21 protein-coding genes and 1 tRNA gene are annotated in these 18,907 nt (G+C 63.4%); 14 read left to right on the top strand and 8 right to left on the bottom strand.

Features of this window, described 5'->3' with window-relative positions:
* The first annotated feature begins 149 nt into the window (after positions 1–149).
* A complete protein-coding gene (gene mgtE / locus LB551_RS24155; RefSeq protein WP_224660643.1) occupies positions 150–1,514 on the top strand; it encodes a magnesium transporter in 1,365 nt (454 codons plus the stop codon).
* Positions 1,515–1,566: 52 nt separating this feature from the next.
* Here mgtE and gor read toward each other — a convergent pair whose 3' ends face one another.
* The 3 genes from gor to rpiA all read right to left on the bottom strand — a co-directional run bounded on the left by gor (position 1,567) and on the right by rpiA (position 4,390).
* Entirely contained in the window at positions 1,567–2,958 is a 1,392-nt protein-coding gene (gene gor / locus LB551_RS24160; RefSeq protein WP_224660644.1) for a glutathione-disulfide reductase, read from the bottom strand.
* A gap of 117 nt (positions 2,959–3,075) precedes the next feature.
* On the bottom strand, positions 3,076–3,672 hold the full coding sequence (locus tag LB551_RS24165) for a DUF2059 domain-containing protein (RefSeq protein WP_224660646.1): 597 nt from the start codon (positions 3,670–3,672) through the stop codon (positions 3,076–3,078).
* Between the two features lie 22 nt (positions 3,673–3,694).
* Positions 3,695–4,390, bottom strand: coding sequence for a ribose-5-phosphate isomerase RpiA (gene rpiA / locus LB551_RS24170; protein ID WP_224660647.1), 696 nt, complete (start codon positions 4,388–4,390; stop codon positions 3,695–3,697).
* Between the two features lie 422 nt (positions 4,391–4,812).
* On the opposite strand from rpiA, the gene LB551_RS24175 reads away from it, so the two are divergent.
* From LB551_RS24175 to LB551_RS24190, 4 genes are all read left to right on the top strand, one after another.
* On the top strand, positions 4,813–5,496 hold the full coding sequence (locus tag LB551_RS24175; protein ID WP_140548494.1) for a phosphoglycolate phosphatase: 684 nt from the start codon (positions 4,813–4,815) through the stop codon (positions 5,494–5,496).
* Positions 5,497–5,621: 125 nt separating this feature from the next.
* Positions 5,622–5,696: transfer RNA gene (locus LB551_RS24180), tRNA-Val, on the top strand.
* A 194-nt stretch (positions 5,697–5,890) separates the two neighbouring features.
* Complete coding sequence (locus LB551_RS24185) at positions 5,891–6,148, top strand: PepSY domain-containing protein (RefSeq protein ID WP_224660648.1); 258 nt, start codon at positions 5,891–5,893, stop codon at positions 6,146–6,148.
* Between the two features lie 176 nt (positions 6,149–6,324).
* Positions 6,325–6,795 (top strand): hypothetical protein, encoded by a 471-nt coding sequence (locus LB551_RS24190; protein ID WP_224660650.1) that lies wholly within the window; start codon positions 6,325–6,327, stop codon positions 6,793–6,795.
* A gap of 4 nt (positions 6,796–6,799) precedes the next feature.
* Here LB551_RS24190 and LB551_RS24195 read toward each other — a convergent pair whose 3' ends face one another.
* A complete protein-coding gene (locus LB551_RS24195; RefSeq protein ID WP_224660651.1) occupies positions 6,800–8,695 on the bottom strand; it encodes a murein L,D-transpeptidase in 1,896 nt (631 codons plus the stop codon).
* A gap of 211 nt (positions 8,696–8,906) precedes the next feature.
* On the bottom strand, positions 8,907–9,653 hold the full coding sequence (locus LB551_RS24200) for an SDR family oxidoreductase (protein ID WP_224660653.1): 747 nt from the start codon (positions 9,651–9,653) through the stop codon (positions 8,907–8,909).
* 98 nt (positions 9,654–9,751) lie between these two features.
* Between LB551_RS24200 and LB551_RS24205 the strand changes: the two genes are divergently transcribed.
* Positions 9,752–10,366: a TetR/AcrR family transcriptional regulator gene (locus LB551_RS24205; protein ID WP_224624600.1), complete on the top strand. Its 615-nt coding sequence runs from the start codon at positions 9,752–9,754 to the stop codon at positions 10,364–10,366.
* A 71-nt stretch (positions 10,367–10,437) separates the two neighbouring features.
* Complete coding sequence (locus tag LB551_RS24210; protein WP_224660654.1) at positions 10,438–10,839, top strand: rhodanese-like domain-containing protein; 402 nt, start codon at positions 10,438–10,440, stop codon at positions 10,837–10,839.
* A 7-nt stretch (positions 10,840–10,846) separates the two neighbouring features.
* On the opposite strand, the gene LB551_RS24215 is transcribed toward LB551_RS24210, so the two are convergent.
* Positions 10,847–11,758: an alpha/beta hydrolase gene (locus LB551_RS24215; RefSeq protein WP_224660656.1), complete on the bottom strand. Its 912-nt coding sequence runs from the start codon at positions 11,756–11,758 to the stop codon at positions 10,847–10,849.
* Between the two features lie 47 nt (positions 11,759–11,805).
* On the opposite strand from LB551_RS24215, the gene LB551_RS24220 reads away from it, so the two are divergent.
* The gene (locus LB551_RS24220) at positions 11,806–12,258 is read left to right on the top strand and encodes a MarR family winged helix-turn-helix transcriptional regulator (protein ID WP_140548466.1); all 453 of its coding nucleotides are present in this window, start codon (positions 11,806–11,808) and stop codon (positions 12,256–12,258) included.
* A gap of 21 nt (positions 12,259–12,279) precedes the next feature.
* On the opposite strand, the gene LB551_RS24225 is transcribed toward LB551_RS24220, so the two are convergent.
* Both LB551_RS24225 and LB551_RS24230 read right to left on the bottom strand, forming a co-directional pair.
* A complete protein-coding gene (locus LB551_RS24225) occupies positions 12,280–12,891 on the bottom strand; it encodes a pyridoxamine 5'-phosphate oxidase family protein (RefSeq protein ID WP_224660657.1) in 612 nt (203 codons plus the stop codon).
* A 63-nt stretch (positions 12,892–12,954) separates the two neighbouring features.
* Entirely contained in the window at positions 12,955–13,308 is a 354-nt protein-coding gene (locus LB551_RS24230; protein WP_140498625.1) for a gamma-butyrobetaine hydroxylase-like domain-containing protein, read from the bottom strand.
* 195 nt (positions 13,309–13,503) lie between these two features.
* On the opposite strand from LB551_RS24230, the gene moaA reads away from it, so the two are divergent.
* The 6 genes from moaA (at position 13,504) to LB551_RS24260 (ending at position 18,844) form a co-directional block, all read left to right on the top strand.
* A complete protein-coding gene (gene moaA / locus LB551_RS24235; protein WP_224660658.1) occupies positions 13,504–14,499 on the top strand; it encodes a GTP 3',8-cyclase MoaA in 996 nt (331 codons plus the stop codon).
* A gap of 178 nt (positions 14,500–14,677) precedes the next feature.
* The gene (locus tag LB551_RS24240; RefSeq protein WP_224624605.1) at positions 14,678–15,598 is read left to right on the top strand and encodes a DMT family transporter; all 921 of its coding nucleotides are present in this window, start codon (positions 14,678–14,680) and stop codon (positions 15,596–15,598) included.
* A gap of 179 nt (positions 15,599–15,777) precedes the next feature.
* Positions 15,778–16,287, top strand: a complete 510-nt coding sequence (mobB, locus tag LB551_RS24245; RefSeq protein ID WP_224660659.1) for a molybdopterin-guanine dinucleotide biosynthesis protein B — start codon at positions 15,778–15,780, stop codon at positions 16,285–16,287.
* A 159-nt stretch (positions 16,288–16,446) separates the two neighbouring features.
* Positions 16,447–17,232, top strand: coding sequence for an ABC transporter substrate-binding protein (locus LB551_RS24250; RefSeq protein WP_224660660.1), 786 nt, complete (start codon positions 16,447–16,449; stop codon positions 17,230–17,232).
* Between the two features lie 74 nt (positions 17,233–17,306).
* Entirely contained in the window at positions 17,307–18,023 is a 717-nt protein-coding gene (locus LB551_RS24255) for an ABC transporter permease (protein WP_140498632.1), read from the top strand.
* A complete protein-coding gene (locus tag LB551_RS24260; RefSeq protein WP_224660661.1) occupies positions 18,020–18,844 on the top strand; it encodes an ABC transporter permease in 825 nt (274 codons plus the stop codon). Before LB551_RS24255 ends, LB551_RS24260 begins: the two co-directional genes overlap by 4 nt.
* The last annotated feature ends 63 nt before the right edge of the window (positions 18,845–18,907 follow it).

Raw genomic sequence — 18,907 nt, forward strand, 5'->3', positions numbered from 1 at the left:
GTTGCGCCCGCTCGCAGACATCAAACTCGAACCCGCGAGCGGAAAGGTCACCGCGCCATGCCTGGCGACAGTCACAATCGAACGCAACCGCCGTCCGCCCTGACGTGACCTCGATGGTTCACGTCTTGCCGGACGGCAAGGAGTGAACCATGAACGATTTTTCCCCCGTAGCGGACGACGAGGCCGTCGCCATCGCCCGCATCCTTGCAAACGACCATGTCGCCGACGTGGTCGAAGCGCTCAACCGCGAGTCGCGCGAAACTGCGACCGAGCTGCTTTGCGAAGTGCCATTCGAGCGGCTGGTCGAGATTTTCGACCAGCCGGAGCTCGAGGGCGCGCCTGAACTGGCGGAGGCCTTGCCTCGCGCCAAGGCGGGCAAGCTGCTTACCGCCATGTCGGTCGATCGCGCCGCCGACATCCTGCGCGATCTTGACGAACCCGCCCGCTCCGAGCTGCTCGGCGTGCTGGCGCCGCAGCTGCGCGCAACCCTGCTTTCGATTCTCGGTTACCCCGAAGACAGTGCCGCTTCGATCATGACGACGGAGTTCGTCAGCGTGCCCTCGGACTGGACCGTCGGCCGCACGCTCGATTACATCCGCAAGGTCGAGCGGACGCGCGAAACCGTCTACGCCATCTACATCGTCGATCCTGAGACGCATCTGCTCGTGCGCTCGACCGGCCTGCGCCGGCTCATCACCGGCGAGCCTGGCGATTCGATCCTGTCGGTGGCGCCGGACCGCGTGCCGGTGACCGTCACGCCTTTGACCGATCGCGAAACCCTGGCGCAGACGATTTCCAAATACGATCTGCTCGCCGTTCCCGTCGTCGACCACGGCAAGATCCTCGGCATCGTCACCATCGACGACATTATCGACACGATGATCGAGGAGACGACGGAGGACGTGCATCGCTTCGGCGGCATGGAGGCTCTCGACGAGCCCTACATGAAGATGAGCTTCCTCGCCATGATCCAGAAGCGCGCCGGCTGGTTGTGCGCGCTGTTCGTCAGCGAGATGCTGACGGCCAATGCGATGCAGAGTTATGAAAGCGAGCTGGAAAAGGCGATCGTGCTGACGCTCTTCATTCCGCTGATCATGAGCTCCGGCGGCAATTCCGGCTCGCAGGCGACCTCGCTGGTCATACGCGCGCTGGCGTTGCGCGAGATCGGGCTTCGCGACTGGTGGCGGGTGGCATTGCGCGAATTGCCCACCGGCCTCCTGCTCGGCGCGATACTCGGCGTCGTAGGCATCTGCCGCATCGCGCTGTGGCAGTATTTCGGCTTCTACGACTACGGCCCGCACTGGGCGTTGATCGCCGCGACGGTCGGAGCGGCATTGGTCGGCATCGTCACCTTCGGCTCGCTGTCGGGATCGATGTTGCCGTTCGCCTTGAAACGCATCGGCTTCGACCCGGCCAGCGCGTCGGCGCCGTTTGTCGCCACCTTGGTCGATGTCACCGGGCTTGTCATCTATTTCTCGGTGGCGCAGGTGATCCTGCGCGGCACGTTGCTGTAGCGGCTCTCCCAACTACGCCGCGGCAAGCACCTTGCCGCGGCGCGTTTGTCTGTCAGCCGATGCGCTCGCCATCCTTCACGCGATAGGTCGGCTTGTACATCGTCACAAGCTCTTCCGCGGCTGTCGGATGCACGGCCATGGTGCGGTCGAAATCATCCTTGACCAGCCCGGCCTTCAGCGGAATGGCGAGAAGCTGCGCCATCTCGCCGGCATCCGGCCCCAATATGTGCGCGCCGAGCACCTTCTTGGACGCGCCATCGACCACCAGCTTCATCAGCATCTTTTCGTCGCGCCCGGACAAGGTGTGCCGCATCGGCCGGAATGTCGCGCGATAGATCTCGATATCGGAGAAACGCTTGATGGCCTCGTCTTCCGACAGGCCGACCGTGCCGATCTCCGGTTGCGAGAACACGGCAGTCGCGATCGTGTCGTGGTCGGGCGCGGTCGGGTTGCCCTTGAAGGCGGTCTCGACGAAGCACATCGCCTCGTGGATCGCCACCGGCGTCAGTTGCACGCGGTTGGTGACGTCGCCGATCGCCCAGATGTTTTCGACGTTGGTGCGGGAATACGCGTCGACCTGGATCGCGCCGGTCGCGGTCATCTCGATGCCGATGCCTTCCAGCCCCATATTCTCGGTGTTGGGGATGCGGCCGATGGCGAGCATCACCTGGTCGACCGTCAACGTCTGGCCGCCGGTGAGCAACGCGTCGAGCCGGCCATCCGGCCGTTTGCGGATCCATTCCGACACGGCGTGGCAAAGGATCTTGATCCCCTTCTTCTCCATCGTTTCGTGCAGCATGCGCCGCAGGTCCATGTCGAAGCGGCTGAGGATCTCCTTGCCGCGATAGACCAGCGTGGTATCGACGCCCAGGCCATGGAAGATGTTGGCGAATTCGACCGCGATATAGCCGCCGCCTTCGATCATGATCGACTTGGGCAACTGCTCGAGGTCGAAGGCCTCGTTGGAGAAGATGCAGTATTCGTGGCCGGGCAATGCCGGGTGCGGCGCCGGACGGCCGCCGGTGGCGATCAGGATCTGGTCGGCGGTGACGGTACGGTCCCCGTCCAGAAGATGCACCACATGCGGATCGACGATCATGGCGCGCGTATGAAAGGCCTCGCCGCCGGCGCCCTCGACGTTCCTCTTGTAGATCGCCTCCAGCCGGCTGATCTCGCGGTCCTTGTTGGCGACCAGCGTGGGCCAGTCGAAACTGGCTTCCGGCACCGTCCAGCCATAGCCCGCGGCATCGGCGAAATGCTCGGGAAATTGCGAAGCATAGACATAGAGCTTCTTCGGCACGCAGCCTCTGATGACGCAGGTGCCGCCGAAGCGGTATTCCTCGGCGATGCCGACGCGCTTGCCGAGCGCGGCGGCGACACGCGCCGCCCTCACCCCGCCCGAACCGCCGCCGATGACGAAAAGATCGTAGTCGTAACCGGCCATTGCGCGGCTCCTTGGGCTTCGGGAAATGTGAGTGACAGGTAGGCCGCAAACCATCAAAAGAAAAGCCCGGGCAAGCCGGGCTTCACAGATGGCCGCAAGGGCCTTTGGAATGCAGGATCAGTTCTGCGTGTCGTCGGCAGGCGCCGACCCGTCGGCGGGCGCGGCGCCATTCGCGGGCGCGGCCGCATCGGCAGGCGCTGCCGGCGCTTTCGCCTTGGCCGCCGCCGCCAACGTTTCACCGACCTGCTGGGCGAGGTCGCGAGCAAGCCCGTTCTGCCAGATATCGGCGGCCTTCACCAGGTCGCGCGTAACGGCCGGGCCGCTGTCGAGGAGCTTCTTGCCGGAGTCTGAACTGTAGAAGGTCGCGATGTCGTTGAGTTCCTTCTCGGAAAACACCTTCGCATAGGCAAGCGCCGCTTCCTTCTCCAGGTCGGCCCGGCGCGAGGCCAGCGCCAGGGCCTTCTCGTTGATCGTCTTGGCGATCAGCTCCTGCATGTCGGGGTTCTTCTGGATGAGCTGCGATTCGAGAGCGGCGGCGGCCTGCGGCAGGATGTTGTCGAACGGGTCGGTCGCGTGGATCGCGGTGACCGCGGCGCGCGCCGCCTTCAGGTGCGCTTCCGTGACGTCCTGCGAGAACGCCGGCGAAGAGAAGGCGAAAACGGCCGATGCCGCCAGAATGACGGAAAGGCGGCGAACCCGGTTATGCAACATCATGGTCGATAGAACTCCCTGTTTTTCAGGCGGCATGGACGGTTTGGATGCCATCGCCCCCGGCGATGATGGCCGCTGACGCCAGCCCGATGAAAAGACCGTGCTCGACCACGCCGGGAATGGCGTGGAGAGCATTCGATAGCGCTCTTGTATCCGGAATGCGGCCAAAAGATGCATCGAGGATAAAGTGGCCGCCGTCTGTAACAAAAGCCTGGCCGCCCGTCATCCTCAATGTAACCGGACCGGAAAGGCCGAGCCTTGCAGCCGCCTTGCCGACCGCGATTTCGGTTGCGCGCAGGCCGAACGGGTTGACCTCGATGGGCAGAGGAAAACGGCCGAGTGTCTCGACCATCTTGGACCGGTCGGCGATGACGATCATGCGAGCGGAAGCCGCCGCGACGATCTTCTCGCGCAGCAATGCGCCGCCGCCGCCCTTGATCAGGGTCAGCGCAGGGTCGACTTCGTCGGCGCCGTCCACAGTGAGATCGAGCTCAGGCGTCTCCTCCAGTGTCGACAGCGGCACGCCGAGCTCGCGGCACAGCGAGGCGGTGCGCTCGGAAGTCGGCACGCCGATTATGGTCAGGCCGGTGGCCACCTTGTCGGCAAGCAGCCGCACGAACTCGTCGGCGGTAGTGCCGGTGCCGATGCCGAGCCGCATGCCGTCGGTGACATGGGTAAGGGCCGCCCGCGCGGCTTCGATCTTCAACTGTCTTGCATCCATGCCGCTTTTGCCGCCCCGGAACCTGGTGTTTGGGGCTCCTACCATTTTTGCCGGTCCGGTCAAAGCTTTTGACCCTGGTCAAAGCTTTTGACCGTGGTCAAAGCCCTTGGCGGCGGGGTAGGTTGATGATGCCCGGTATCCCGCCAATGGTATGCCCGTGCGGTCGGCGAACGATATGCGGCGACGTTCATAGGATTTTTTTCTTAGGAACTATTGACTGGGTGAAGGCAGTTATGCTACATATTGCCTATGGTGCGGATTTGCGCCGGGACCCGCCGCTCTGGCGGGTTTTTCATGCCTGGCGGCTCGTCGCGAATGCCAGGTCCGGGCAGCTTGCTTGCCTGAACGAGCTTGCCCGGCGCTTGCCTTGACGCGCCGCAGCCTTTATCGCCTGCCCATTGCATAAACTGCCAGGATGGATCATGACCCGCCCGATCATCGTGTTCGACCTCGACGGTACGCTGATCGACACAGCGCCGGACCTGCTCGACAGCCTCAACCACAGCCTTGCCGCCAGCGCGCTCACGGCCGTCGACGAAGCCGGCTTCAAACGCTTCGTCGGCCATGGCGGCCGCGTCATGATCGAACGGGCGCATGCCGCCCAGCAGCGATCCCTCGATGTCGCGGAACACGACCGGCTGCTGAAACTGTTTCTCGATCACTATACCGACAACATCCCCGGCAAGTCCCGCCCCTACCCCGGCGTCCTCGAGGCGATCGCGCGCTTCGAGAAGGCGGGCTATCTCCTGGCCGTCTGCACCAACAAATACGAGGCCAACTCGCTGGCGCTGATCGAGGCGCTCGGCCTGACCAGACATTTCGCCGCGATTGCCGGCCAGGACACGTTCGCCTTCCGCAAACCCGACCCGCGCCACCTGACCGAGACCATCAAGCGCGCCGGCGGCGATCCGCACCGCGCTTTGATGGTCGGCGATTCGCAGACGGACATCGACACCGCCAAGGCCGCCGGTATTCCGGTGGTGGCCGTCGATTTCGGCTACACCGACCGCCACGTGCGAGAGTTCGAGCCCTCGGCGGTTATTTCTCACTTTGACGCTCTGACGCTGGACCTGGTGCAACGGCTGATGACCGCCGCCGCACACTGACGGACCACCCGGCAGGGGTGCCGCAGGTCAAGAAATCCGATCCTTGCAAGAACGTCGGACATCGCCTTGACTTCCCCAGCCGCCCTCCCTTATATCGCGGCTCGCTTGGCCTTTGGGCAACGAGCGGGCGATTAGCTCAGCGGGAGAGCACACCCTTCACACGGGTGGGGTCGCAGGTTCAATCCCTGCATCGCCCACCATCCCCCAAATCCGAGCCCGGATATTCCGCCTCCCACAACTACGCGAACGGCCTTGGACGACTTTCGACACGCCATGTGCTTTGATGCCTCGCAATGACGCATCACGGCCGGAAAGCTCCGATCGACCAATGGCTTCCGTTCGGAACAAACGATCATCATCGGGAGTTTCTGTCTGTCAAAGTGAGGGAAAAACCATGTCCAGACTTCTTCTGGCGACCAGCGTCGCCATTCTTCTCGTCGCCGGGCCGGCTTTCGCCGCGGACGACAAGCCTTTGCCGCCTCCCAATGCCAAGAAATTGTCTGACATCATCGCCAAGGTGGAACAGCGCGACGGCTTCCGCTATGTCAAAGAGGTCGACTGGGATGATGGCGCCTATACGGTCACCTATTACACCGCCGACAAGGCAAAGGTCGAAATCACCTACGATCCCGTGACCGCAGAGCCCAGATAGCTTCGTCAGGAGACACCTGTGAGGGCGAGTACCGGTTTCCGCGATCGCTCCCCGCAGTGATCACCGGTTCCCTTTGAAAATGCCCGGCCTTGTGGCGTGATACGCGCGCGGCCCGGCCACCCTTGCGTCAATTCGGCTTTGATGGCTGATTACATCGGAGCGTCACGGGGGTGGGCATGGCGAAGCATGTGTTGAAACGCGTCCTGATGATGCTTACCGGCTATCTCGTCGCCGTGCTGATCGGCCTCATCGCCGTGGCGGCCATCTATGCCGTGCTCAGTTCCCTGCCCGACGCGCCGGGCTATTTCGACTTCATGGGTGTCACGCCGATCGCGGCACTGGCGGTGCCGCCGCTCGGCATGTTCATCTATTTCCTGACGATCGTGCTGACTGGGCTGCAGACCCTGGTCTTCGCGTTGATCGCCGAATTCTTCTCGTTGCGCAACGCCCTGCTGCACATGCTCTTCGGCGGGGCGGCGGCGGTCGGCGGCTTTGCCCTGATCTGGCCGAGCGCAATGGAGGACATGGCCCCGGAGCGATGGGCCGACATCGGCATCATCGCCGCCGCCGGCCTGGTCGCCGGGCTTGTCTACTGGCTGATAGCCGGTCGCGACGCCGGTTTCCGGCGGCCGCTCACGGCCCGCTGAATTCTCAGCTCGACGGCGAGCGCGCCGCTTCGGTAGCGTCCAGGGCCTGCTTCAGACGCGTGTCCCGGTCATAGACGTCGTTGAAGTATTCGACCTTGCCCGACATATCGGGCCATGCGGTGAAATAGGCGACATAGACCGGGATCGTGCGTGTCACATTCTCGGTCGAATGGCCGTGTTTCAGCTTCTCGGCGATATCGTCGACCGATGTGCCCAGCACCGCGGCCGCCATGCCGCGCGGATCCTGCAGGCGCACGCAGCCATGGCTGAGCGCGCGCATGTCACGCTGGAAGAACGATTTCTGCGGCGTGTCGTGCATGTAGATGGCGTGCTTGTTGGGGAACAGGATCTTCAATTCGCCCAGCGCATTGGCCTCGCTCGGCAGTTGGCGCACGCTGTAGGGGATGTTCGCGCCATAGCCGCCCCAGTTGACCGCCGATGACGGGATGCGCTTGCCGCGCGAATCGGTCACCTCATAGCCGGCCCGGTCGAGATAACCCGGATCGCTGCGCAATCTCGGCAGCATCTCGTTGACGATGATCGACTGCGGCACCCCCCAATAGGGATGGAAGTCGACCTGCTTGATCTGGTCGTAGAAGAAAGCGGTCTGGTTGGTGGTCCTGCCGATGACGGCGCGGGTTTTCAGCTTTTCCTCGCCATTGTCGATGTAGCTTGCCGTAAAGGCCGGCTGGTTGATGAAGACACGCGGACTGCCGAGGTCGGACGGCAGCCAGCGAAGTTCTTCCAGCGCCACCTGCACCTTGAGCAGCCGGTCGGCCTTGGACGTTCCGGCCAGCGACGCGACGGTGCGCGGTCCGATGACGCCGTCGCCCTTCATGCCCGCCTTTTGCTGCACCGCTTTGATGACCGGGACCAGCTCCGGCAGGTAGACCTCGCTGGTGACGAGCCGCGACAGCACTTCGCCATAGGCGCCGCCCATCTCGTCGTCGAGATTGCGCGCGATCAGGGTCAGCAGCTTGGGAAGCTCGGGACTGGTTTCGCCCGGCTTCAGCAACAGCTTGGGATCGACGACGATCTCGTTTTCGGCGCTCGCTTGCAGCGCTTCCAGCTCGACGCGCAGCGCCTGGTACTCCGCGTTCTGCGGATGCCGCGATTCGAGATAGGTGCGCACTTCCTGGGTGTGCGCCAGCGTCTTCAAGACGCCTTCCATGTCGAGCGGCTTGGCGGGGAAATCATAGTAGCCGGTCATGCGATTGGGTTCGACACGACCGCTTTGGGCGTCATGGACATAGCGGAGCACGCGCGCCGACAGCGCCATTTCGAAGCGCACGAACTCCTTCAGGCGTGCATCGGCATCGCCTGTGGTCGACGTGGCGGCGGGCGGCACGTCGACCGTGTAGTCGGACGGCGTCAGGCCGTAGCTCGCCGACTCGCCGAGCACCCGCACCGCATCCTGCGCGCGGCTGTTGGCGCCGGCTCCGGTCACCCAGATGAAATCCGGATTGGCTGAATAATAGGCGATCAGCGCCTTGGCGATAGCGGGCTCCGCATAGAGCTCATAGTCGCTCAGTCCGGCGATTGCCTCGCGGAAGGCGTTGCCGGTGGCGGACGGCACGAAGGCGGCGTCCTGCGGCGTTGCCGGCTGCGGCGCTGCCATAAGCGCCGAGAAGTCGACGCGAACAAGCTTGTCGGCCTTGTAGGTGTAGTAGGAAGGGCTGCTGATCTTTACGCTGCCGCCGCCACCGCCGGCGGATACGTTGGGTTTCGGCTTGTACCTTGGCGGCGGAGGGGGAAACTCACCTCGCGGCTCGTGCCTCACGCCGCCCCCGAAAAGCATGTCGAAAAGCCCCTGCGCGCCTGCTTGCGGCGTGCCCAGGGCCAGCGTCGCCGCGAGCGCTGCAAGCGGCAACGCGGTAGCTCTGTTTCCCGGCAATTTCATGGATCACCCGCTCCGGCTGCAACCGGCTCCCGTTCAGCACGCTCGACCGTCTTGCCCACCGCATGGCGGATGTAAGACGCAACTATACCGATTCATACCGATTTCGTTAAGCTTTCATAAATTTTGGAGCGGCTGTTGCAGAACAGTTTCACAACAACGTGACGGCCGGAGCGAACACAATCCCTCTGGCCGTCACGGTCATCGGGCGAGGTCAGGCGTTGGCGCCGCCGTCGATGGTCAGCGCGGCGCCCGTTACAAAGCGCCCTTCGGGACCGGCGAGCCAGGCGACCATCCCGGCGACCTCATCGGCCTCGCCGAAACGCGGAGTGGCCATTTTTTGCCGTTGGTGATCCGCATGCGGACCGCCTGCCGGATTCATGTCGGTGTCCGTCGAGCCGGGATGAACGATGTTGGCGGTAATGCCGCGCGCGCCGAGGTCGCGCGCCAGGGCCTTTGTCAGCCCGACAAGCGCGGCCTTGCTCGCGGAATAGGCGCTGAGGCTGGTGTCGGTCACGCGCTCCGCCAAATTGCTGCCGATGGAGATGATCCTGCCGCCCTCGCCCATATGTGCCACCGCGGCCTTGGAGGCGACGAACGGCGCTCTCAGATTGACCTCCATGGTTTCGTCGAAGTCGGCAAGCGACAGGGTGTCGACGGGCGCGGCGCGCCAGATGCCCGCGCTGTTGACCAGTATGTCGAGCCGCCCGAAGGCCGAGGCGGCATCGTCGACCGCCTTGGCAACTGCCGCGGCGTCGCGGTTATCGGCCTTGATGGCGATGGCGCGTCCCCCCTTCGCCTCGATTTCGCCGACCACAGCGCGGGCCTGTTCCTCGCCATTGACATAGGTCAGCGCCACGCTGGCGCCGTCTGCCGCCAGCCTGCGCGCGATCGCCGCGCCGATCCCGCGGCTGCCGCCAGTGACGAGCGCGGCCTTGCCGCTCAAACGGTTCGATGACATTGAGTTCTCCTTTATGTAACGATCGATACATAAATAACTGTCAGGCTTGCCCGGCCCCGTCAACTGAATTATGTATCGATCAGCACAGAAAGAGCATCATGTCGGAACGAGGCCGCCCCCGCACCTTCGACAGAACCGCCGCCTTGCGGCGCGCGATGGAGGTGTTTTGGGCCAAGGGCTATGAAGGCACGTCGATAAGCGACTTGACTCGGGCCATGGGCATCAATTCGCCGAGCCTCTACGCCGCTTTCGGCAGCAAGGAGGCGCTCTTCCTCGAAGCGACCGAATTCTACACGCAGGCGGAAGGCACCGACATCTGGACCGCACTGGACGAGGCGCCGACGGCACGCAAGGCGATAGAGGATTTCCTGCGCCAGACCGCCAGGGCCTATTCGCAGACCGATCGCCCGCAAGGGTGCCTGATCACGCTCGGCGCGTTGCATCAGGACAGCTCGCGCGGCGCCATCTGCGACGACCTGCGCCGTCGTCGCGCCGAAAACCATGCAGCCTTGCAGAGGAGGCTGGAGCGTGGCGTGGCCGAAGGCGAATTGCCGGGGAGTTTCGACTGCGGGGCCGCCGCGACCTTCTTCGCGACCGTTCAGCACGGCATGTCGATCCAGGCGCGCGACGGTGCTTCGCTTGGTGCCCTGCTGGCGACCGTGAACGGGGCAATGGCGGCCTGGAAGACGATGGCCGCTACCGACGCGGCGTGACAAACGCCGGCCATTGTGCTCGAAATCCTAACGGACGGAGCGCCAGTCTAAACGGGCCGGAGGATCGGACGGTGAAAAAGGGCTATCGCGAACTGCTGGACGAGGCGAATGCCGAGATCGAAGTGCTCTCGCCCGAGGAAGCGGCGGGGCTGATCGAGGACGAAGGCACCATCTTTGTCGACCTGCGAGATCCTCGCGAGATTGAACGCGACGGCAGGATTCCCGGCGCCAAACATGTCACCCGTGGCATGCTGGAATTCTGGATCGATCCCGAGAGCCCTTACCACAAGCCGTTCTTCGCTTCGGGAAAGAGTTTCGTCTTCTTCTGCGCCGGCGGCTGGCGTTCGGCGCTCGCCACCAAGACCGCGCAGGACATGGGGCTGTCGCCGGTCAAGCATATCCTTGGCGGCTACACCGCCTGGAAGGCTGCCGGACTGCCGGTGGAACCCGGCGAGAAGAAGAAACAGCCCTGATTGCGGCTCAATGGAGCAGCGACGGCTCCCGGTGCGCGGCCACGAAGCTGACGGCGCGTTCCACCACGCCCTTGTCCGCCAGGATGCGGCGATGGCCGAGCCCTTCGGCCCAGTGGAGCAACACATGGTCACCGGCGCCGGCATAACGCCAGGCATGATCGGCCGAGACTTCGCGATCGTCGGGTGCGTGAATGACCAGGGTCGGCACCGGCGCCTGGGCAAGCTGGCGATCGCCGGTGAATTCGCTGAGCGGCCGACCGGAAAGATGTTCGACACGGTCCGCCATGGCGGCCTGCGAGCGCGGACCGACATTGAGCATGCGGCTGAAGTCGGCGAAGATGGCCGGCAATGAACTCGGCGCGGCGATCAGCACCAGGCGCCCGGACGCCAGCGGTGCAATGTTCCTGATCGATCCCGCGATTGCATTGGCGGCGACGGCGCCGCCGAAGGAATGACCGACCACCGCCGCGAATGGGCCGAACCATTCGCCTGCGATTCGCACCGCATCCACGGCGTTGACCATGTTCAATCGCCGGCCATGCGATTGGCCGTGGCCGGGAAGGTCGAGCGAGACGACCCTGTAGCCGGCGGCGCGGTAGCCCTCGATCAGCATGCGCATATATTCGGTGCGCGAGCGCCAGCCATGGACGACGAGAACCGTTCCGGCGGACGCCCTGCCCGGCTCCGGACGGAATTCATGCGCCATGATGCAGCCGGATCCGGCCTTCAGCCGGTGATGCCGCGCTTCGGCCATGAAATCTGCTGCGCGGTCCACGGCGCGACGTTCTCCCTCGCTCAGCGCCCTGGCGTTCGGCGTGCGGCAGAACAGCTCGAATGCGGCGCGCCCCGTAAGGCGCGGGGCGACATGTTCGGCGGCCCCGAATACACCCCGGATGACCTTCAGTCCGAATGATGCCATAGTGGGAATCCATCCATACGTTCAAGCATGAACATAATAGTTCAAAGATGAACAATAAACAAGAGCTGCCCTGGGACAACCCGCGGTTTCGCAACTGGGTCGCCGTCGCGCGCGCCTGCCATGTGCTGGAGCGCACGCTTGCCGTGAAGCTCGCGCCGCTCGATCTGAAGCCCGCGCAGCTTGATGTTTTGATGAACCTCTACCGCCATCCCGGCATGTCGCAACACGATCTCGCCCGCAAGCTGCTCGTCGGCCGCTCCAACATCACCATGCTGTTGCCGCAGCTGGAGGCGCGCGGCCTGCTGCGTCGCGAAGGCGACGAGAAGGACAAGCGCATCCTGCGGCTGGCCCTCACCGAAGCCGGCGAGGCACTGCTGATGCAGGCGCTGAAGGTGCACATGGCGCTGATCGAGAAGGCGATGAGCCAGTCGACGCCGGAGCAATGCGACATGATCGGCGAGCAGATGCGCAAGATCTACGAGGTATTGAAGGACGCCTGACCGCCATTGCGCTCCGCCCGCTCACCACATCGTCTTTTTTGCCCGCTCCGGCCATTCCTTGTCATAGGCGGCGCCGTCGATGTTCCTGCGGCTCGTGATCTCCAGGATCTTTCCTGGCGTCGGCAGGGACTTCGGATCGACATGCCTTGCCGGGTTCCACAGCTCCGAGCGCACGATGGCGCGGGCGCATTGGAAATAGACCGTATCGACATCGATGACGGTCACCGAGCGCGCCGGCCTGCCGTCGACCGTGAACGACGAGCAAAGCGCGGCATCCGTGGTGACGTGCGCGCGGCCGTTGATGCGCAGCGTCGTGCCGGAGCCCGGCACCAGGAACAGCAGCCCGACGCGGGGATCGCGAATGATGTTCTTCAGCGAATCAGCGCGGTTGTTGCCGCGCCGGTCCGGCATCATCAGGGTTTTCGGATCGACGATGCGCACGAAGCCGGCGAGATCGCCGCGCGGCGAGCAATCCAGCCCTTCCGGCCCGCTGGTCGCCAGCGCGACGAAGGGCGAGGCCTCGATGAAGGCGGCGTATTCGGGAATGACGTGGTCGAGTTCCTTGACCACCGAGGCTTCTCCGGGCAGGCCATAGAGCGCTTCAAGCTGTTCGACGGTGGTTATGATGGACATTGTCTCGTCTCCCGATCCGCCGCCCCTACTCCCGCTCCATGACATCTTGACGACGCCCGCCGGCTAACGGTCGCGGCTGAGACCCTTTTGCGCAAGTTCGGCAAGGTAGGCATTCCAGCGCGCATCCTTCTCGTGGCCCAACGTGTGCAGGTAATTCCAGGTGAAGATACCGGTGTCATGGAAATCATCGAAGGTTATGCGCACCGCGTAGTTGCCGACCGGTTCAATTTTGAGGATGGCGACATCGCGCTTGCCGGGAACGGTCACCCGCTGGTCCGGCGAATGGCCCTGCACCTCGGCCGACGGCGAAGCGACGCGCAGCAACTCGGCCGGCAACTCGAATGGCTGGTGGCCGGGAAAGGTCACGGAGAGCAGTTTGCGGTCTTTGGAGACCCGCAGTTCCTTCGGCGCCGTCATAGTGTTTTCCGTTTCGAACCGCCCTTCCCTACGCCGCTTCGCGGGATTGGAAAAGCCCGTACCAGGCAGCCGACATCCGGTGTCGGTCGGGGAATGTTACCAAAGATCGAGAGCGGCTATCTTGAACGACAGGCCGGATCGTATCACATAGCGATATATAACGCCGCCGTTCACAGCACGGGAAACGCTTCACGCATGGACATGATCGATCCTTTCGGCCGCACGATCAGCTACCTGCGCGTGTCGGTCACCGATCGCTGCGATTTCCGCTGCACCTATTGCATGGCCGAGGACATGGCTTTCCTGCCCAAGAAGGACCTGCTGTCGCTCGAGGAACTCGACCGGCTGTGCAGCGTCTTCATCGCAAAAGGCGTTCGCAAATTGCGCCTCACCGGCGGCGAGCCGCTGGTGCGCAAGAACATCATGCACCTGGTCCGCCAGCTGTCGCGTCATCTCGAAAGCGGCGCGCTGGAAGAACTGACGCTGACCACCAACGGCTCGCAGCTTTCGCGTTTTGCCGCCGAGCTCGCCGATTGCGGCGTCAAGCGCATCAATGTTTCGCTCGACACGCTCGATGCCGACAAGTTCCACGCCATCACCCGCTGGGGCCATCTCGGCAAGGTCATGGCCGGCATCGATGCGGCGCAGGCGGCGGGACTGAAGATAAAGCTCAACGCCGTGGCGCTGAAGGATTTCAACGACGCCGAATTGCCCGAGATGATGCGCTGGGCGCATGGCCGGGGCATGGACCTGACCGTCATCGAAACCATGCCGATGGGCGAGATCGATGCCGACCGCACCGACCAGTACCTGCCGCTGTCGCTGCTGCGCGCCTCGCTGGAGCGCCAGTTCACGTTGACAGACATCCCGTTCAAGACGGGCGGTCCGGCCCGCTATGTCCATGTCGCGGAAACCGGTGGCCGGCTCGGCTTCATCACGCCGATGACGCATAATTTCTGCGAGAGCTGCAACCGCGTCCGACTGACCTGCACCGGCACGCTCTTTATGTGCCTGGGCCAGGAGGATGCCGCCGATCTCAGGGAACCGTTGCGCGCGTCCGAAGGCAACGACCTGATCGGCGCGGCCATCGACGAGGCGATCGGGCGCAAGCCGAAAGGGCATGATTTCATCATCGACCGCCGCACCAGCCGCCCCTCCGTGTCGCGGCATATGAGCGTCACCGGCGGCTGACGTTTCCGCTGGACGATCTCGGGCAAGGACGGCAACGAGGTGTCGGCGCCGAAGACTTGCGGTCGGCCTCCGCAGGTTGAATTCCGGGCCGCGATCAAGGCCGTGGCCCAGCCCTTTGTCATTGCTGTTTCGTTCCCGGCTGCTACAGGCTTTTTTCAAAGCAGAACCGGTAGAGATCTTGCCCCTTTCTCCCAATCTTCGCGGTGCGTTGTTCATGGTGGTGGCGATGGCCGGCTTCACCCTCAATGACGCCATCACCAAATACTCGTCGCAGTCGATGAACATGGCGCAGGTCATGTTGATCAGAGGCGCATTTGCCTCGCTCTTCGTCGGCCTGCTCGCCTGGCAGCGCGGCGCGCTGGTCCGGCCGCGCTCGATGCTGCAGCCGCTGGTGGCACTGCGCGTCCTTGCCGAGGCCGGCGCGACGGTGACCTTCCTGGTCGCGCTTGCCCATTTGCCGATCGCCAGCGTCTCGGCCGTCCTGCAGGCACTGCCGCTGGCCGTGACAATGGGTGCGGCCCTTGTCTTCGGCGAGGCGGTCGGCTGGCGCCGCTGGCTGGCGATCGCTGTCGGATTTGCCGGCGTGCTGGTCGTGGTGCGCCCGGGCTTCGACGGGTTCAGCATGTTTTCCCTGGTGGCGCTGGCCAGCGTCGCCTGCTGCGCGGTGCGCGACCTCGCCACCAAGCGGATTCCGCAGGCTATCCCGACGCTGCTCGTCTCCACCGCAACGGCATTGGCCATGACCGTGGTCGGCGCGCTGCTGCTGTCGCCGATGGGCGGCTGGACACCGATGACGGGAAAAGCCACTGCGCTGCTGGCGCTCGCGGCAGTGCTGGTGCTCATCGGCTATCAATTCATCATCATGGCGATGCGCTCGGGCGAGATTTCTTTCATAGCGCCGTTCCGTTATACGGCGCTGCTCTGGTCCATTGTGCTCGGCCTGCTGGTCTTCGGCGATGTCCCCGATATGACGATGATCATCGGCGCCAGCACAATCGTGGGCTCCGGCCTTTACGCGCTTTATCGTGAGCGGGTCGTCGGCCGGCGCAGGATCGTCGCGGAAAGCACTGGTCCTGCCATGGCCCCGGACGGCATATGAGGGGCTCGCGGAGAACCCCGTGATTTTCCGCGACGGCGCAAGGGCTCGATGGTGAGAGACATTGCGGGATTTTGAATTTCCACTGCTGGAAACCGAGGGCCAGGCTGTCGATCCTTTCTTCGACGTCAACATGCCCGACGATCTTGCCAAGGCGGCGCGGTTGCTGCAGAGCATCTGAGATGAACAAGCGCCTCTTCGGCATCACCGGCTGGAAGAACTCCGGCAAGACGACCCTGACTGAGAAACTGGTCGCGGAACTCGTTGGGCGCGGCTGGACGGTTTCGACCGTAAAGCACGCCCATCATGATTTCGACATCGACAAGCCGGGCGCGGACAGCTTTCGCCATCGGCAGGCAGGAGCCATGGAGGTCGCCATCGTCTCCGCCAATCGCTGGGCGCTGATGCACGAACTGCGCGGAGAGGATGAGCCGGCGTTGGAAGCGATCCTGTCGCGGCTTGCGCCGTCCGACATCGTGCTGGTCGAAGGCTACAAACGCGAAGCCCATCTCAAGATCGAAACCCGGCGCCTGGAGGCGAAGGACCGGACGCCGCTTTCGGCGGGTGATCCCGGGATCGTTGCCATCGCGGCCGACTTCGTCATCGAGGACAACAGCCTGCCGGTGTTCGATCTCGACGACGTGAAATCGATAGCCGACTTCATCGAGCGCGCGACCGGCCTCGTTGCTTGAAGAAGTAACGTAACGGCAGAAGGACATTGCCGATTTTCGTGGTTTTGCAGTTGCTTTTTTCTTGGAAAGAGTGGGAGTATCGGGCCAGCGGGCGGTCAAAAGCACCGCCCCACAGAGCCGTTTCGGAACGACGGCCGGGACCATAAAGAGAGGACCATCATGCGTATTGCACTGCGTATCGCGCTCGCCGCCTCGGCCGCGCTGCTGACGCTCGGCGTAGCCCAGGCCCGGGAAAAAACCCTGAGGATCGGCACCGAAGGCGCCTACCCGCCCTTCAACAACCTGACCTCGGACGGCAAGCTTGTCGGCTTCGACATCGACATCGCACAGGCGCTCTGCGACGAGATGAAGGTCAAGTGCACCTTCGTCGCCCAGGATTGGGACGGCATCATCCCGGCGCTGCAGGCGGGCAAGTTCGACGCCATCGTAGCCTCGATGTCGATCACGCCGGAGCGTGCCGAGAAGGTCGACTTCACTCACAAATACTACAACACGCCCTCGGCGCTGGCGGTGCCGAAGGATTCGACGCTGAAGGGCGTGACCAAGGAGGACCTCGCCGGCAAGAGTATCGGCGTGGCCACCACGACGACCCATTTCAACTATGCCTCGAAGACCTACACTGACAGCACGATCAAGGGTTATCCGAGCAGCCCCGAGGAACAGGCGGATCTGGCCAACGGCCGCCTCGACGCCATCGAGGATGATATCGTGGTGCTGCAGCAGTGGCTGGATTCGCCTGACGGTGCCTGCTGCAAGATCCTCGGCCAGCCCTCGCCGCAGCCGGTCGAGATTTTCGGACCTGGCGCCGGCATTGCCGTCCGCAAGGGCGAGACCGATCTGGTCAACAAGCTGAATTCCGCGATCGACGCCATCAGGGCCAACGGAAAATACAAGGAAATCAACGACAAGTACTTCAAGTTCGACGTCTACGGCGCCGAGTCCTGATAATCACTCCAAGGGCGGCAGGGTCTCCCCTGCCGCCTTACCCGATCTGGGAGCTCTGGAGATAACACCACTCGATGCCAGCCCAAAGCATATGGACACTTCTCAGTTGGGGACCCAATGGCTGGCTTGACGATATCGCCTATGGCGCGGTGGTCACCATCGCTCTGGCGCTCGCCACGCTTCCGATCGGCCTGACGATCGGCTTTTTCATTGCCTGGGCAAAGCAATCCGAAGAGCCTTCGCTGCGGCTGGCCGCGAACATTTACACCACCATGTTTCGCGGCCTTCCGGAGCTGGTGACGCTCTTCCTGTTCTTCTTCGGCATGCCCATCCTGCTGCAATACATCATCCGCTTCTTCAGGCCCGAGGCGACGATCGATGTCGACAGCTTCATCGCCGGCATGATCGTGCTCTCGCTGATCTTCTCTTCCTATGCCAGCGAGGTGTTCCTTTCGGCCTTTCGCGCCATTCCGAAGGGCCAGTATGAGGGCGGCTATGCGATCGGTCTGTCGAAGTGGCTGACCATGCGCAAGGTGATCCTGCCTCAATTGCTGCGCATCGCCTTCCCCGGTCTCGAGAATTGCTGGCTCAGCCTGCTCAAGGACACAGCCCTGGTCTCGGTCGTCAACCTCGCCGAGACCTTGCGCAATGCGGGCGTCGCGGCGCGCGTCACCAAACATTCGTTCCTGTTCTACAGCGTCGCGGCGCTGGTCTTTCTCATCCTGGCCATCCTGTCTTCGATCGCCACCGGCTTCATCTTGCGGTCGCTCGGACAGAAGGAAGCACGATGAGCGTCACCAACACCATTGCCGTCGATCGGCCGCCGCCGCCGGCGCGCGGCTGGCCGCGTGCCCGTATCGTGGGATACGCATTCGTCGGCCTCTGGATCCTCTTCGGCTTCGGTATACTGGCCTATCTGGTCTCCGCCTGGAATGGCGAGTTCTTCGCACGATATGCTCCGGCCTATCTGCAGGGACTTGGAACCACCCTGTCGCTGGTGGCGGTGTCGATGGTGGCCGGCGCCATCCTGTCGCTGCCCGTCACCTATGGCCGCATGTCGAACAACCGGTTGCTGTCGTGGCCTGCCTATTGCTACGTCTACTTCTTCCGCGGCACACCGCTGCTCGTCCAGGTCTATCTGGTCTATTACGGGGTCGGTTCTTTCCGCGTGCAGCTCGAATCGGTCGGGCTATGGTGGTTCTTCCGCGACGCCTTCAACTGCGGCGTGTTCGCCTTTGCGCTCAACACGGCCGCCTATCAGGCGGAAATCCTGCGCGGCGCCATCGAGAGTGTTCCAAGGGGCCAGTGGGAAGGCGCCGCTTCGCTCGGCCTGCACAAGCAGCAGACGCTGCGCAAGGTCATTCTGCCCCAGGCGATCATCGTGGCCTTGCGACCCTACGGCAATGAACTCGTTCTGATGATCAAGGCTTCCGCCATCGTCGCCATCATCACCGTCTACGACCTGATGGGCAATGCGAAACTCGCCTACGCCAAATCCTTCGACTTCCAGGCCTATGTCTGGGTGGCGATCGTCTATCTGGTGATGGTCGAGATCCTGCGCCACGGCGTCGAATGGATCGAGCGCCGGATCACCATTCACCTGAAACGGTAAGCCTACCTGATCTGTGCCAGTCGATGGTGCGGCACGCGCCTTGACGAATCCGCCGCATGGCCT

Origin of the sequence: Mesorhizobium sp. BR1-1-2, assembly GCF_020165435.1 — a bacterium.
In the GTDB taxonomy this organism is placed as follows: domain Bacteria; phylum Pseudomonadota; class Alphaproteobacteria; order Rhizobiales; family Rhizobiaceae; genus Mesorhizobium.

Excerpts from the sequence above, each read along its gene's own strand:
- mgtE (WP_224660643.1), top strand. The coding sequence starts at position 150 with ATGAACGATTTTTCCCCCGTAGCGGACGACGAGGCCGTCGCCATCGCC.
- gor (WP_224660644.1), bottom strand. The coding sequence starts at position 2,958 with ATGGCCGGTTACGACTACGATCTTTTCGTCATCGGCGGCGGTTCGGGC.
- LB551_RS24165 (WP_224660646.1), bottom strand. The coding sequence starts at position 3,672 with ATGATGTTGCATAACCGGGTTCGCCGCCTTTCCGTCATTCTGGCGGCA.
- rpiA (WP_224660647.1), bottom strand. The coding sequence starts at position 4,390 with ATGGATGCAAGACAGTTGAAGATCGAAGCCGCGCGGGCGGCCCTTACC.
- LB551_RS24175 (WP_140548494.1), top strand. The coding sequence starts at position 4,813 with ATGACCCGCCCGATCATCGTGTTCGACCTCGACGGTACGCTGATCGAC.
- LB551_RS24185 (WP_224660648.1), top strand. The coding sequence starts at position 5,891 with ATGTCCAGACTTCTTCTGGCGACCAGCGTCGCCATTCTTCTCGTCGCC.
- LB551_RS24190 (WP_224660650.1), top strand. The coding sequence starts at position 6,325 with ATGGCGAAGCATGTGTTGAAACGCGTCCTGATGATGCTTACCGGCTAT.
- LB551_RS24195 (WP_224660651.1), bottom strand. The coding sequence starts at position 8,695 with ATGAAATTGCCGGGAAACAGAGCTACCGCGTTGCCGCTTGCAGCGCTC.
- LB551_RS24200 (WP_224660653.1), bottom strand. The coding sequence starts at position 9,653 with ATGTCATCGAACCGTTTGAGCGGCAAGGCCGCGCTCGTCACTGGCGGC.
- LB551_RS24205 (WP_224624600.1), top strand. The coding sequence starts at position 9,752 with ATGTCGGAACGAGGCCGCCCCCGCACCTTCGACAGAACCGCCGCCTTG.
- LB551_RS24215 (WP_224660656.1), bottom strand. The coding sequence starts at position 11,758 with ATGGCATCATTCGGACTGAAGGTCATCCGGGGTGTATTCGGGGCCGCC.
- LB551_RS24220 (WP_140548466.1), top strand. The coding sequence starts at position 11,806 with ATGAACAATAAACAAGAGCTGCCCTGGGACAACCCGCGGTTTCGCAAC.
- LB551_RS24225 (WP_224660657.1), bottom strand. The coding sequence starts at position 12,891 with ATGTCCATCATAACCACCGTCGAACAGCTTGAAGCGCTCTATGGCCTG.
- LB551_RS24230 (WP_140498625.1), bottom strand. The coding sequence starts at position 13,308 with ATGACGGCGCCGAAGGAACTGCGGGTCTCCAAAGACCGCAAACTGCTC.
- moaA (WP_224660658.1), top strand. The coding sequence starts at position 13,504 with ATGGACATGATCGATCCTTTCGGCCGCACGATCAGCTACCTGCGCGTG.
- mobB (WP_224660659.1), top strand. The coding sequence starts at position 15,778 with ATGAACAAGCGCCTCTTCGGCATCACCGGCTGGAAGAACTCCGGCAAG.
- LB551_RS24250 (WP_224660660.1), top strand. The coding sequence starts at position 16,447 with ATGCGTATTGCACTGCGTATCGCGCTCGCCGCCTCGGCCGCGCTGCTG.
- LB551_RS24255 (WP_140498632.1), top strand. The coding sequence starts at position 17,307 with ATGCCAGCCCAAAGCATATGGACACTTCTCAGTTGGGGACCCAATGGC.
- LB551_RS24260 (WP_224660661.1), top strand. The coding sequence starts at position 18,020 with ATGAGCGTCACCAACACCATTGCCGTCGATCGGCCGCCGCCGCCGGCG.